This is a genomic window from Pedobacter sp. PACM 27299, assembly GCF_001412655.1.
Lineage (GTDB): Bacteria > Bacteroidota > Bacteroidia > Sphingobacteriales > Sphingobacteriaceae > Pedobacter.
Map to the genome: position 1 here is coordinate 4,755,603 of NZ_CP012996.1, position 14,918 is coordinate 4,770,520.

General features: G+C 42.7%; 8 protein-coding genes and 1 pseudogene. 1 reads left to right on the top strand and 8 read right to left on the bottom strand.

The window, feature by feature from the left end:
* Positions 1-10 precede the first annotated feature (10 nt).
* Together AQ505_RS27005 and AQ505_RS27010 are read right to left on the bottom strand one after the other, a co-directional pair.
* The gene (locus tag AQ505_RS27005) at positions 11-421 is read right to left on the bottom strand and encodes a DMT family transporter (protein WP_231634942.1); all 411 of its coding nucleotides are present in this window, start codon (positions 419-421) and stop codon (positions 11-13) included.
* A gap of 103 nt (positions 422-524) precedes the next feature.
* Positions 525-680: pseudogene (locus tag AQ505_RS27010) on the bottom strand (hypothetical protein); the annotation flags it as partial.
* Between the two features lie 473 nt (positions 681-1,153).
* On the opposite strand from AQ505_RS27010, the gene AQ505_RS20075 reads away from it, so the two are divergent.
* Entirely contained in the window at positions 1,154-1,921 is a 768-nt protein-coding gene (locus tag AQ505_RS20075) for a DUF6266 family protein (RefSeq protein WP_062549823.1), read from the top strand.
* Positions 1,922-2,107: 186 nt separating this feature from the next.
* Here AQ505_RS20075 and AQ505_RS20080 read toward each other — a convergent pair whose 3' ends face one another.
* The 6 genes from AQ505_RS20080 to AQ505_RS20105 form a co-directional block, all read right to left on the bottom strand.
* Positions 2,108-5,254, bottom strand: coding sequence for a GH92 family glycosyl hydrolase (locus tag AQ505_RS20080; protein ID WP_197286239.1), 3,147 nt, complete (start codon positions 5,252-5,254; stop codon positions 2,108-2,110).
* A gap of 25 nt (positions 5,255-5,279) precedes the next feature.
* Positions 5,280-6,584, bottom strand: coding sequence for a hypothetical protein (locus AQ505_RS20085; protein ID WP_062549824.1), 1,305 nt, complete (start codon positions 6,582-6,584; stop codon positions 5,280-5,282).
* Between the two features lie 61 nt (positions 6,585-6,645).
* Complete coding sequence (locus AQ505_RS20090; RefSeq protein ID WP_062549825.1) at positions 6,646-8,235, bottom strand: RagB/SusD family nutrient uptake outer membrane protein; 1,590 nt, start codon at positions 8,233-8,235, stop codon at positions 6,646-6,648.
* Positions 8,236-8,276: 41 nt separating this feature from the next.
* Positions 8,277-11,336, bottom strand: a complete 3,060-nt coding sequence (locus AQ505_RS20095) for a SusC/RagA family TonB-linked outer membrane protein (protein ID WP_082461651.1) — start codon at positions 11,334-11,336, stop codon at positions 8,277-8,279.
* Positions 11,337-11,526: 190 nt separating this feature from the next.
* Entirely contained in the window at positions 11,527-12,912 is a 1,386-nt protein-coding gene (locus AQ505_RS20100; protein WP_082461652.1) for a sugar porter family MFS transporter, read from the bottom strand.
* Positions 12,912-14,705, bottom strand: a complete 1,794-nt coding sequence (locus AQ505_RS20105; RefSeq protein WP_062549828.1) for a class I mannose-6-phosphate isomerase — start codon at positions 14,703-14,705, stop codon at positions 12,912-12,914. The genes AQ505_RS20100 and AQ505_RS20105 overlap by 1 nt, the downstream gene beginning before the upstream one ends.
* Positions 14,706-14,918: the final 213 nt, after the last annotated feature.

Below are 14,918 nucleotides of genomic sequence, written 5' to 3' on the forward strand. Positions count from 1 at the left end.
ATAAATCCATTTATCTGGCGAATTTCTTTGTCCCTGCTACACACAGAATCACACCTACAGTGATGACTAACATACCGATGCTCACCTGCTCCTTTAGTAAGGTAGCCGCTAAACTTAAACCAAAAAGCGGTTGTAAAAGCTGCAACTGTCCAACGGTAGCAATCCCACCCTGAGCCAATCCACGATACCAAAATATAAAACCAATAAACATACTGAAAAAACCAACATAGGCTAAGCAAAGCCAGGCTTCCAGACTGATTTCCGCAAATGATTCAGGACGGAAGAAGATGGTTAGCGGAGCAGTGACAGGCAGGGACAGCACTAATGCCCAGGAAATGACCTGCCATCCGCCTAATGTCCTGGATAGTTTTGCTCCTTCCGCATAACCGAGTCCGCATAAAATGATGGCAGTGAACATCATAATATCTCCAATAGGAGAAGCAGCAAGGCCTTGGGAGATCGCAAAGTTGATTCCGATTGGGATGCTTTTCTTTGAAAATCAGCAGGACAGCAAGTGCCAGAATCCCCGCAATTGTTGCGCGGGCAGCAGTAAAAAATACCGGATCAAAATCTAAAACCGCGACTTTAGTTGCCGGCAATGATCCACTAAAGATGACTACCCCAATAAAACCATTCAGCCAACCACTGGAAGATTTCTCTTTATTTATTACCTCTTTCATTATTCTAAAAATTCAGCTGCAAAATAAGGACACATCATCTCACGAATACAGTCACAATTTCATGTTTTTTAATGGATACAGTTGATAATTTCGTAATGAAAAAGGTTTATAGTGGTCTACATTCATCGATAAAGAACATAATGAATTAATCAAAAAAAGGAAGGAGGCAGAATGGCTCGTTAGAATCCTTATATTGACGACTTATTTAGCTCTGCCTTTATTGCTTGTTACTTGGAGGTTGGTAGGGCCTAATTGGGCTAATAACCCTATCAAGACTTGTAAGAACCCGTAAAAACTTACTATTAATACTTTAAAAAGTATAGCCTCAATAGTCTGATAACCCGAACATTATACCTATATTGATCCTGCTACACCAAACTGAATATCAAACCCTTAACCTCTCAACTAGGGCAATCGCATCAAAAGGCCCACACGGCCACCTTAATGGAAAAGTAGGCAATATTGTTTTTTATATGCTGAATGGACAGCCTGTAGTACGCTTAATCGGCAAAAAAGGCAAACCAAGTACACTTCAGCTGGCCAATTACCAAAGCATGGCGGTGACCACCAAACTGCTCAGCAGAATGGGTAGTTTTATCAAACTCGGTTATGGTTTACAGGCAAAGGGAACAGTATATAACGCACACAACTTAGCAACCTCCTACCATAAAAAACAGGCTTTAACAGGCGATTACCACAATATTAAGGTGGATTACTTCAAAGTAAAACTGAGCCAGGGTGTGATGCCAGAGACTGCTGATGTAAAGATCAGCAAGGTTACCGGCGGACTAGAAATTAGCTGGGACCCTAGCTATAACGAAGATTTACAACATAACGACAGTGTAATGGTGATGATTTGCTGCCCGGAAACCGGAGCCGATAAAGAATATCTGAACATTGCCAGACGATCGGAAGGAAAATGTTTCATTCCTCTGCAGGAAGAAGTCCTGAATCAACAAATAGAGCCCTATATTGCCTTTATTTCTGCGGATGGAACAATGGTGTCCGACAGTATTTACCTGGGTAACCTGAACGGTCGGGGTAAAAATGAAGCACAAAAACAAGAAGAAGAAAAATACCAGCAGGTAAAAACAAGGTTTGACCAGGTCGCAGTCAGTTATTCCGCTCAAATGGAGGCACATTACGGCAATCGTCCAAGGACTAAAGCCTTTAAATTTTTGGAAAAAGAGTATGATACACTTAAAAATCAATTGAAACACTTACCCGGAAAGCCAGGTTAAGCAACAGCCATCTTTCATACCCGATTTTTACATTTTTAGACCTTAACTGAGCGTAGCTGATAGCAATTATGATCAGTTTCGCGCTGAGATCAGGGATACTATGGAATTTAAACTTAAAGAACATAGGTCAATTTTTGAAGCTGAGCTATGTTCTTCAGGATATTATTTTAAAATCCTTATCTCATTTTATTGTGCTGATGGAGGATGCTGAACCCCCCAGTTTTCATTAGGATGTTCCCCCATTTCCAAGGTCAGTTTCCCTCCTTTTAGCAATTCTGCTGCAGGAAACCAGAAGGAATTTAAGGCTTTGCCATTTAATGTAGCAGATTGTACATATTTATTAGCTCTCGAGGCATTGGCGGCTTCAATGGTAAAGCTTTCCCCTCTGCCATACAATTCATTCAGGTGAATGGTGACCTTCGGGAAGATCGGGCTTCCGATTTCATAGATCGGATTGACACTTGCTCCTCCGTCTGTTTGAAAGAGGCCAATGGCATTCATGATAAACCAGGCACTCATTTGCCCCTGATCTTCGTCGCCCAAATAAGCATTTGCCGGTCCGTAGCCATAGAAACGGTCCAGAATAGAACGGCTCCACTTTTGGGTTAACCATGGCTTTTCTGCCCAATTAAACAGGTAGGCAAAATGCATCGATTGCTGGTTGCCCTGGATCACCGGATAATCCCAGTATTGATCTCCTGGCGCATTAAAGCGAAGTTTATAACTTTCTCCAAATCCCCAAGACAAGCGGTCTGTAAAACGATCTTTACCTATCTTATGAATCAATCCAGGAATATCCTGCGGCACAAAATAGGTCAGCTGCCAGGCATTGCCTTCCACATAATGCTCGTTGGCACCGGATTTAAATGGATCGAAATCCGGAAACCAGCTGCCATCAGATTTCTTCAGACGTGCATATCCTGTTGTTGGATCGAGCACATTTTTCCAGTAACCAGAACGGCCCTGGAACTCTTTATATTCTTTATCTTTTCCTAGTGCCTTCGCGAACTGTCCAACTGTCCAATCGTCATAGGCATATTCTAACGTATTGGAAAAACGACCTTTGTCGTAAGGCACAAATTTATATTTCAGGTAAGGTTCCAGGTCTTCATTACCTGCAAAACCAGCAGTCCCCACCTTTTTAGCGGGTGTCGTCTGCATTTTATAGACCGCTTTAAAAGCCTTCTGCGCGTCAAAATCACGAATCCCCATTTGGTATGCACCTACTATTAAAGGAATCTCATGTTCAGCCACCATGACCGGAACATAGTTCATTCCGGCAGGGCCTTTAGAAAGCCAGCCATTGGCATCATACATCGCCAATTGCGACTTTACCCATTTGGAGGACCATTCTGGGGTAGCCAGGTTCCAGAATTGATTCAGGTTCCAGAAAGTATTCCAGAAAGCATCGCAGCCCAGGGCTAATGCTTCCGGATCTTTTAACTGCTGCACTCGTTTTGAAGCATCTACCCAGCTTCCATCTACATCACTCCAGGTATTTCTGCTGGCCAAAGCCCGGAACATATTGCTATAAAAGCGCATCTTTTCCCTTTTGTCGTTACTGCTGATTTCCAATCGGCCAAACCAGTTGTTCCAGCTTACTTTCTGAGCGTCTACGACTTTGGCAAAGCTCCAGCCAAAGGGCTTCGTAATTTCTTCTGATAAATTCTTCCCCGCACTTTCCAGGCTGACCAAAGAAATCCCTGTTCTTACCTGTACGGCCTGGTTTTCCCTCGTGTCAAATTCGACGAAGGCACCGGCATCTTTTAAATCTTTTGCCCCTATAATGTCTGTTCCGGCAATACTGCCATTTGTCCAGGTCCCATATTTTTTAATCGGGCGGTCGAATTCCATTACAAAATGAACCGTATAATCCTGGTTTACCCCGCCAGACCAGGCGTCTTTTGTAAACTGCTTGCTGGATCCTTCAATACGGTAATCACTTACCTTTTTAAGCGTAACCTCTTTCAGTTCATAACTATATTCCGCAGGGATCATTAAGTCGATCATTACCCTGGAATTTTCTCCCTTAGGATAGGTGTAGCGCTGGAAACTCGCCCTGGTGGTTGCGGTAAGTTCTGCCTGAATCTGATAATCTTTCAGCATCACTTTATACACCCCTAGCGGTGTTTCTTCTGTACTTTTATCAATTGCAGATCGGTATCCGCCGGAAGTATTGTGCTGATCGCCCATCTTGATCTGTAATGCTCCGCTGGTGGGCATCATGCCCAAACCGGCCATCGTCCATTCATGAATGTGACTAAAGGTACCAATGCTTTCGAAAGTGGGATCATAGCCCCCCATCCAACCAGAATTCTGATTATCAGGGCTTAATTTCACCATTCCAAAAGGCATCCAGGGCCCTGGGGCAATCATCCACCTGGAATGTGCCGAACCTAGTTTCGTATCTACATAATCAGCAGGGCTAGCTATTTTTTGAGGAGAACGCTTTACTTTCCCTTTCTGAACTACACGACCATTTACGAGAATTTCATACTCACTATTTCTGGGCTTAGTCACCGCAGGCATAGGCACTTCAAATTCGTATCTTGAGGTATCCAATTGCTCCTTAAAAATCTGTTTGCGGTCGAGTTTTACTACAAGTACAGGTTTTCCCTGCAAATGATTTACATCCAGCACCAATGGCTGGAAATTTTGCTCCTTTTTCCTGATCAGATAGTTTGCCGCTTTTACCTGACGAATATAAACCTCGCCGGGTTTTACCACCTGCAAACCTGAAGGCCCTTCCAGCTTCACCTGATCAAAAATCAGCCAGGAACCAGAAAGTGAAGTCAGCTGAATTTCGTTTCCTCCGTTCCTCAGGTTTTCAACTGGAATCGACAATTTATAGGATTTAGCGTTGGTTAAATCACCTTTCAGGGAACCTTCTTGATGCGGTCTTACCGGCAGCTGGGTGGTGCTGGCTTTTCCATTTACGGTTACCTTAACCAGTGGCGGCAAATTGCCTTTATAATCCAATAGCTCAATCATCAGGGTTCCTTTGCTGTTTCCAGCGACATTTCCCAAGCCAAATAGAATATTTAACACCTGCGACCGGATACCGGAAGTATTTCCCGTTCCACCCCATTCATCTGCAGGTCCTGGCAGGGCATAAGGCCATTCTTTGGCGGCATCCGAATAACCGACCAGGTAAAAACGGTCTTCCCATCCAAAATCTGATGCTAAGAAATGAGCATAATCTGAGGGGGCAAGCGCCATACCAGCACTGCTATGATCAGACTTCCCTATTTCCCAGATCGTTTTTTGCTGTGCGGAAACCACACTGGTGATCCAACAGCAAATAAACATCAATATTGCGCTTTTCTTTATCATGATGACAGCTCTCAAATTTTCAATATTACTTCTTAATTTCAGCCGCAGCCCATTTTTTCAACAGGGCAATCGCATCGTATAAAACCCCTGCTTCCCCTCTAAATTCTCCGGATCCTTTAGGTTCACCGTTTCTTACATCATACCATTCAAAAAAGCCTTTTTTGGCAATTGTACGGTCTACCATGGGCAGCAGCTCCTGATAAGCTTCATTGACCATACCGTAGTTCATTAAAGCAGGCATCATTCGTCCGCCAAACCAGGTCCAGTCGCCACCATTCTGATATTGATAAGCGGGCATATTAGGAAATTCTTCTACAGGATATGGCGGATAAACCGTGATTCCAATAGTAGCATGTTTCTCTTTTTTGGCAGCGGCTACGATTTGCTTATTGATTGCTGCAACTTCTGCAGGGGTATTGAAATCTGCCAGGATTGCACAGATGGAACCACCGGTGTACAAGATTTTATCTTCATCAAAGTTCTTTGAAAACGGACTGCTGTTTAAGTATAGATGTGGTCTGTATTTTTGGGCATCCTTCATCCATAAATGGATGCGAACATTCTTTTTAATCTGATCAGCTACATTTTTCCAATTCTCTACGGTCTTGTATCCTTTAGGAGCCATCGCTAAAAAGTCATGGATTGCGATCACATACATGGCATTATCATAAATATCAATCGCCATTTTAGTTTTATCATTGATGGAAACTCCCCAGCCGGTTTCTGGCTGTACATCGCCCCAATCTACAGTAGTTGCACCTGTCACCAGACCATGTTTTACTGACCATCTTTCTTTCCTGATATAGCTAAAAGCATCTTCCATACGTTGCAGCACAGATTTTCCACCGATCACTTCTGTCAGAATCGAGCGGTCATTGGTGACTTCAATATATTTCTTTACGGCCTGTACCAATGAGGATTCCTGATCCGTTTCCACGGTGTTTTTATGCGCAGCCCAACCCGGTAATAAGTCAGAATGACGATAATCATATCCTCCCGTTGCCTTTGTCGCCTCTACCACACCATCTACGATATTACCATCCTGACCTTGTATTTTGAAAAACATCAATAAGGCATTTTTCACCTCTTCTTTTGGTCTGACTTGCAGTGATCCTTTTAGGAAGGTATTAAAATCTCTGATCCAGATTTCACTATAAGATGTTCCGGCTGAAAAGCGGTCTAATAGTTTTAAAGCTTTCTTCTGAACGGTGTCTAAACGGGCATCTGCAAGAATTGTTTTCGCCAATGTTTTCCGGTCTTGCTTTTGTGCCTGCGCAGAAAAGGAAAGAAAAAACATGGCGATAAATACATAAATAGTAGTTGATTTCATAAATCAAAGTGTTTAAAATAAAAAATATAAATGGGTCTCCCCGGGGGAGACCCATTTGGGATTAATAACCTGGGTTTTGAACCAGTTTTCCGTTACGCTGTAACTCATCTGTAGCGATTGGAAAGAGCAGATTTTTCTCCTGGATGGTGGCACCAAAATTATTTGCATGACCAATCACCGGTTCAAACAAAATGTTTCCAGAGCCATCACTTGCCGGAACAGGAAATAACCTGGTCCGCTGGATATCAAACCAGATCCTGCCTTCAAATACCAATTCTCTGTAACGTTCTTTCCAAACTTCCTTGATGAAGTCATCTTTAGAAAGCTGGGAAAGCTGTGTTTTAATTGCTGTTATATCATCTTTCCAATACGCTCTGCCTCTAACCTGCGCCAAGTAACCTACTGCTTCGCTAGTCACACCTTCAGCCATTGCAATTGCTTCTGCTGCGATCAGCAATGGGTCTGAATAAGTGTAAATAGGCTGATCTTTCCCAGAAGTTGCCGTCTTAAAAGTGGCTTCTTCATCCTGCCAAATATAAGGGGCTGTTGCAAAGTTCAAAGTAGTTCCATTGCTTTTGATCAGGGAAGAATGAAAGAACTGTTTTTCCTGAATTCTTAAGTCCTGGGTTTTATTGTAACCTAGTAAGAATTTGGCCGTTGGCCCGTAAGTATTGACGGTAATTGCAAATTTAGTTTCTGAGGTTGCTGTGGCTGGCAATGACCAGGAAGCATAGGCTGAAGTAGAGATTCCAACTGCAAATTCATAGTAATAGATGTATTCATTGACTGAATTATCGGCTAATCGCAGCTTATTATACGCAGAGCTAGCAGGGATCACATTTCCATTGGCATCCACATTATGTGTGGTCAAACTGTATTTATTTGAATTGATGACCAGTCTGGCGTTTAATGCCGCCTTTGCATACATGTCCTTTTTCAAAGGAAAACCGCTCATTGTCAAATACACATCTGCCAGTAAAGTAGCTGCTGCGCCTTTAGTAATGCGTGCGCCATTGTTCAACATCGCCACATCCGGCAGTCCACCATCATTTACCGCAGACTCCAGATCGGAGGTAATTAAATTGTAAACCTGTTCTACTGTGCTTTTTGCTACGTCCATATTGCTGATATTTTCGTAAGGCTCTGTGATTAAAGGAACGCCTCCATACATCCGTACCAATTGAAAGTAACCATAAGCTCTGAAGAACCTGGCTTCAGCAGAAAGCTGTTTTGCTTTTTCCGCGGAAAGTCCTGGCGTTACAGGAATGTATTTAATGGCATTATTGGCTCTGGAAATTCCAGTATACATGCTGCTCCATATTCCCTGCAGGTAAGAAGAAAGATTGGTTCCGTTTAAAGTCATGTTCTGCGCATACTGCACATGAATCTCCTGCCCTTTATACTCATTGTCGATATAGCCCGACATATAAGGACCAAACATCATTCTTGAGCCAGAGTAGGCGCCCAGATTTGATTCATACATTTGCGGCGCACCACTTCTGTATAGTGCATTTACTGCATTTTCGGCATGTTTAGGATTCTGAAAATACTGGCCGCTGGAAATTTCGTCCCTTGGCACTTCATCCAGGAACTTTTTACATGATGTACTGAGCATCATGACTAATAATAAACTTATGATTGTAGGTTTCATAATCGTTTTTTTGAGTTCATTTAATATTCAATTTGCTCCACTTAAAACTGGAAACTAGCGCCCAATGTAAAAGTTCGGGGTTTAGGATATTGGTGGAAATAGATATTTTGTCCCCATTGGTTATCACCATAAGAAGTCGCTTCCGGATCATATCCTTTAAAGGATTTCGATTTAATTAAGAAGGCGTTCTGAACACTTACATAAAAGCGCATGCTTTTTAACTTAAGTCTGCCCATTTGCTCTGGACTAAGGTTATAGCCTAAGGTAATTGCACTGGCGCGGATGTATGATCCATTAGCCACCCAATGGTCGTCTACTTCACTGCTCTGACCAGAATAAGGACCATTACGGATCTGCTGAATCATGGTATTTTGGTTTTGTGGTGTCCAGCTGTCATACAGCGTCGATTTGAAACCATTTGAATACCCTGTTCTATCCTCCGTAGAGTGAAGAAACTGCTGTAGGATATCTACGCCAGCCACAAACTGCATTTCGATATTTAAATCCAGGTTTTTGTAGCGGAAGGTGTTGATGAAACTTCCGTTCCAATCTGGCAAACCTTTACCAATTACACCACGTTCCGTACTGCGTTTAGCGGTGCCTGGAACAGCACCTACCAGTGCAGCTTCTGCGGCTTCATCTGTACCCCAGGTTCCAAGTCGCTTATAGCCATAGAATGAACTCAGACTTTCGCCAACACGCAGGATGGTCTGACTGCCGGAAACAAAACCTGGTCCTGGAAATATGTCTTCATTATTGGCACCTAAGGCCTCGATTCTATTCTTGTTGTAACTAAAATTCAATGTAGTTTCCCATCTGAAATCTGGTGTTACGACAGGGCTGCCACTCAACAGTACCTCTACTCCTGTATTCAATACAGAGCCGATATTATCTCTAACCGCAGCAAATCCGGTAGAAGTAGGTACTGGTCGGTCTAACAGTAAATCTGTAGTGAGTTTATGGTAATAATCAGCGCTGAACCTTAACCTGCTTTTAAATAAAGAAAGGTCGAATCCGGCATCAAACTGTTTTGTTTTCTCCCATTCTAAATTTGGATTCGGAAGTCGGTTCACGAAGCTTTGAGATACCCTGGTGCCATTGAGCAAGGTGGTTTCAGATGAAATCGTTCCTAAAGATTGATAAGTAGGAATTTCGGTATTTCCCGTTACCCCATAACTTGCGCGCAGCTTCAATTCATCGATAGATTCCACTCCGCTAAGGAAATTTTCTTTAGACACGATCCAGCCTAATCCTAAGGATGGGAATACGCCATATTTATTGTTTTTTCCAAAACGGGAAGAGCCATCCACACGACCGGTAACGGTGAGCAGGTACTTGTCTTTATAGCTATAGCTACCTCTCAGGAAGTAAGAGTTCATACTCCAGCGGTCAAAAGAAGAGGTTGGCGCTCCTGGCTGACTGGCAGATTGTATGCTGTTGAACCTGAAAAAGTCATCAGAAAAACCCTGAGCAGAAACGGCGGTATTGTCTGCCGTTCTTTCCTGCCAGCTTAATCCCAGCACCGCATTGATCCGGTGATCTCCTAATTGTTTGTTGTAATTTAAATAAGTCTCTTCCTGCCAGTAAAAGGAATGCTGATTGTCAACAGACGCAGAGCCTAAAGGAGCAGAAATATTGATTAAGTCCGTCGGACTGTAGTTTTGGAATAGGTTATCTCTTTTGTCAAATCCAAATTGGGTCCGCAAGTCCAGACCTGGGATGATGTGAAAAGTCAGGTAGGTATTCCCGAACAATTGGTTCCTTTTTCTCAATCGGTCTTGTGTGGATAATACATGTACCGGATTCGCAATCGACTCCAGAGAATAAGGATCCGTGATCATGCTGCTGTTTGACCAGCTACCGTCTGGAAACTTCACTGGGAATATAGAAGGCATTTCCAGCATCGACCGTCTTGGCGACTGGTCTCCGCCGTCTTCCTGAGTTTCATTTGCTTTGGTACTGTTGACCAATAAATTTAAACCCAGGGAAAGCCATTTTTTAGGCTTTGCATCGTATACAATTTTGGAATTGATCCGATCCAGCCAGCTGTTGAGCATAATCCCTTCCGTTCTGCCATAGTTCATAAATGCACCAAAAGAGGACTTTTCAGATTTCCCTAATATGCTCAACTGGTGGTTGTTGGAGAATGCCGTACGTGTCGCTTCCTCCTGCCAATCCGTATCATACAATGGGTTGCCATTTGCATCAAATAATCGGGGATCAGATTTTGAAAACACTGGTGGTGTTCCTGTTGGATTGTATTTACTGTAGTTTTCGAAACCTTTTTGGATCACTTGTAAAAACTCGGCTGAGTTCAATACTTCCAGTTTTTTAGGCAATACGCCGACGCTGAGGTAGCCGTCATAACCTACGGTTACGCCTTCAGTTGTGGCACCACGCTTGGTGGTCACCAGGATCACTCCGTTCGCACCACGGGCACCATAAATTGCGGTTGAAGAGGCATCTTTCAGCACTTCCATGCGGTCAATATCATTTGGATTCAGGAATTGTACATCTTCCATCACTACTCCATCCACCACATACAAAGGGCTTGAAGAGGAATTGATGGTTCCCAGACCTCTGATCAGCACTTTTGGACTGCCTGTTGGAGATCCTGAATTCAGGAACACGTTTACCCCTGCGACCTTACCTTTTAAACCTTGCAGGGCATTATTTACAGGCGCATTCAGGAGGTCTTTTCCAGTGATTACAGCCACAGAGCCGGTCACATCAGATTTTCGCTGTGTGCCATAGCCTGTTACTACGACTTCGTCCAAAGCCTGATTATCAGCCGTCATGTATACGTTTAACTGTCCGCTTTCAGGAACTTTAACTTCCTGATTCTGCATCCCGATATAGCTGAATATCAAGGTAGAATTTGCAGAAGGCACTTCGATTTGGAACGTTCCATTTGCATTAGTAACGGTTTTTTTATTACCGCCTTTTAGCATCACTCCTACTCCGGGTAAGCTTACAGAACGATTGGCCGCTTCATAAACAACTCCTTTTACGACGATGCCCTGCGGAGTTTGCGCATAGCCAGGGCTGCCTCCTCCTAAATAGATCAGGAAGGACATTAAAAAAATAAACATTCTTTTCATTTCATACAGATTTAGTGATTTGGTATTTGGTTGTTTGTTTGTTATTCGGTTATGATTAGGGTTTTTGTTCAGTTAATATTGAAGCTTTATTTAGGTTATTATTGGGCTGCTCAGCAGGTTGTAATTCTTTTTTATTTTTTGCTGGATAAAGCCTGGCATCCTGGCTGTTATTCCGGCGAGACCCCTGAGCTCAGACCATGTTATTTTCTATGTCTTCTAATGATTTCCCTTTAGTTTCGGGCAGTAAAAAGTAAACGGTAATAAAGGCCGCGAGACAAAAGGCGGAGAATATCCAGAAAGTGTAGGCGGTACCTAATTCCTGGAGAAAAATGGGGGTCAATTGACCTACGATCGTATCTGCAATCCACATTACCATGATGCTCAAGGCCATTGCCCGGCCACGGATCCTTGCAGGAAAGATTTCGGAAGCCACTACGAATTTTAAAGGGCCAATAGAAAATGCGAAACTGGCTAGAAAAGCAAGAACTGCGATTAACAGAAATACGCTATGCGTTGCATGGTTATAGAAGCATAATCCTGTAACAAATAAGCTAATTGTGGCACCGACTGTACCAATCAGATATAGTGGTCTGCGGCCTAAAGCATCGACTTTCCAGACTGCAATTAGGGTAAACAGCATGTTTGCCAGGCCAAAAATCACCTGACTTTGGAAAGAGTTACTCAGGCTGATTCCTGCACTGGTCAGGATACTGGGGCCATAGTAAATAATGGCATTGATACCACTAAACTGAGAAAACAGGGGTAAGAATAAACCCAGAATTAATGCGCGGCGCAGGCGTGGCGACCATAATTCTTTGTAGGAACCTTTACCTGCTCCCTGATTCTTCTTTAGTTTATCTGCATCCTCTATAGCTTCTTTTTCACCGACTAATTCTTTCAGTAATTGTAAACCTTGTACTTCCCGTCCATTTTGAATGAGCCATCTTGGGCTTTCCGGCACAAAGAACAAGCCTGCCATAAATAGCACGGCGGGAATGATACCAATACTGAACATTCCTCTCCAGGCTTCTTCCACAAAGAGAAAATGAAATGGGGAATTGCTGCTATCAGCAGACCACGCTAATGAATACTTTAGAATCGCGGCATTACTCAAATAAGCCACCAAAATCCCCAGCGTAACTGCGAGCTGATAACAGGTCACCAATCGCCCTCTGATTTTTGTGGGTGCAATTTCCGAGATATAGAGTGGAACAATGTTAGAGGCAATTCCGATCCCGATTCCCGCCAATATCCTTGCAGTCACCATCAAGGAAAATGTGGGAGCCCAGGTACAGCCTACTGCGCCTATTAAAAATAGAATCGCCGAAAGCATCAATAATTTCTTACGTCCAAGGCGGTCTCCCAATTCGCCAGAAATGGCCACACCAATGATACAGCCCAGTAGTGCGGAGGAAACAAACCATCCTTCCTGTACGGCGCTGAGGTTAAATTGCTTTTGTACAAAAGGCAATACACCGGAAATTACCGCCATGTCAAAGCCAAACAGTACTCCTCCTAATGCTGCAATGCAGCAGACCATTAGGAGAAGATTTCTTTTATATACGATCGGTTCCATCAATCTTTAGTTTTTAGGAATGCTTTGATCACTTTTGCCTTATTATTTCCTTTATTGATCAGTTTATAGGAATTGGCTGCTGCAGGGACCACAAATGTTTCTGCGAAATGGAATGCTGCAGTAGTACCATCTGCTGTTTCTATCGCCAGGCCATCACCTTCTACCAGCATCAATACATGGCAGAGATTTTCGGTTTTTACATCAATTGTGGTTGAAAACTCCAGTCGTTCCACATCATAGAAATGATCCGGATGAGTGGGTAGATGGATGATTTCCCAGTCTGCACCTGAGCTTAGTAATTTTGGTTTTGACACCAGCTCTTCTCTAACTTTCTCCCCTTTTCTTTCAAAGTTTAAGTTGTTGAAAGCATGTTCAATATTGATTGGCCTTGGATTTCCATTTAAATCAGGACGAACCCAGTCGTACATTTTAAAGGTGAAAATATAGGGCGTAGCACTGATTTCCAGTACCAGATTATTGGTACCAGCACTGTGTACCGTACCATTAGGGATCAAAAAGAAATCGTGCTGGTGGGCAGGTAATTTTTGTACATATTTTTCTATGCCAACTTCTTCTCCTGAATTGAAACTATGCTCCAGTTCTGCTTTAAAAACTTCCGGCTGAATGTCTTCCTGAAATCCGATATATACGCCTGCATCTTCTTTGCAATCGAGAATATAATAGGTCTCATCCTGTGTAATAGTTTCACCAAATTGCTCCTGAATATATTTCAGACTAGGATGGCATTGAATGGAGAGATTTCCTCCATCAAAAGTATCCAGGAAATCAAAGCGGATTGGAAATTCGAATTTAAACTGCTCGGCATGTTTGCCTAACACAGCTTCATTTTCCTGGAACATCAGAAAGTCGAAAGAGATTTCCAGCAGATGACCATTGCTTTCAAATACCAGCCCATTTTCTGGGGTGATGAGTTCGAAAGACCAGGCGTAATTCACTTCCTCCTGGTTTAGTTCAGAGATGTGCTGCTTTAACCATTGTCCGCCCCAGGCTCCTGCTTCAAACCATGGTAATGCCCTGAATACTGAGGTTGACAATTTATGAAGGCCGTTTTTGATGGCTCCGAACATGGCCCAGTTGGGTTCTGGCAGGATTTGTCCATCTGCAATTGCGGTGATCTGATCTTTAATATTTTGCTTATGACGATTCAGCACTACCCAATCCACAAAGTAAAAACGCTTGTACATTTGTTCTTCATTGGCCAGGCCTGTTTTTCCAAGATTGCTGACAGATCCTCCGCGCATGCGGTACTTTACTTCATTTTTAGGCAGGTCAAAATAGATGATCGGAGCTTCCCAGTTTAACAAAGCGGCGCCTGTTCCAATCCCTATATTAATTGCGGTCTTTTGATCAGGCTGCTGTGCAGACAAAGTTTCCAGCTGGAAAAAGTCTTCTAATATCAAAGTGGTTTTTGTACCCCAAACGGAGTCTGGAGTTCCTAAGAATGGATCAACCAATCGGTCAATATCGGTATCCGGTTTCAGGTAATCTGCCGTTTTTACCCAGTTGACCTCCAGGTTTCTTTTTTTAAACTCCTTTTCCAATGCGGCAGCGATATTGTTCCATAGTGTTCCGGCATATCCGTCAATCAACACTGTTTTTTGACTGCAGATCCAATCTGCTAAAGAGGAATACCCTTTAAATACCTGATCATCTCCGATGGAATGAAAAGGATACATGCTGTAGTCCTGGTTTTTTTCAACTAGTTCATTAATACTTGAAGGCAATGGTTTCTGGCTTGCCTTCCTAATAGATTCTTGTACTTCAACCTTCATTAGTGTGTGTTTAAAATTATGTACCTACATATATACAGTAATCTTGTTTATTCAATTTATTTTAGTTAAAAAAACCGAAAAACAACATACATATATACATACATACGTTAGTATGTATAAACATACAAAAACATCACAATAATTATAAAAATATTTTAAATGAATTTTCGGGACATTAAAACACGTCATACTTTCCCCAAATGAATGATTTTG

What these genes read in the sequence shown, in the direction of transcription:
- AQ505_RS20090 (WP_062549825.1), bottom strand. Translation starts at nt 8,235, where the DNA reads ATGAAACCTACAATCATAAGTTTATTATTAGTCATGATGCTCAGTACA.
- AQ505_RS20095 (WP_082461651.1), bottom strand. Translation starts at nt 11,336, where the DNA reads ATGAAAAGAATGTTTATTTTTTTAATGTCCTTCCTGATCTATTTAGGA.
- AQ505_RS20105 (WP_062549828.1), bottom strand. Translation starts at nt 14,705, where the DNA reads ATGAAGGTTGAAGTACAAGAATCTATTAGGAAGGCAAGCCAGAAACCA.
- AQ505_RS20080 (WP_197286239.1), bottom strand. Translation starts at nt 5,254, where the DNA reads ATGATAAAGAAAAGCGCAATATTGATGTTTATTTGCTGTTGGATCACC.
- AQ505_RS27005 (WP_231634942.1), bottom strand. Translation starts at nt 421, where the DNA reads ATGATGTTCACTGCCATCATTTTATGCGGACTCGGTTATGCGGAAGGA.
- AQ505_RS20085 (WP_062549824.1), bottom strand. Translation starts at nt 6,584, where the DNA reads ATGAAATCAACTACTATTTATGTATTTATCGCCATGTTTTTTCTTTCC.
- AQ505_RS20075 (WP_062549823.1), top strand. Translation starts at nt 1,154, where the DNA reads ATGCTGAATGGACAGCCTGTAGTACGCTTAATCGGCAAAAAAGGCAAA.
- AQ505_RS20100 (WP_082461652.1), bottom strand. Translation starts at nt 12,912, where the DNA reads ATGGAACCGATCGTATATAAAAGAAATCTTCTCCTAATGGTCTGCTGC.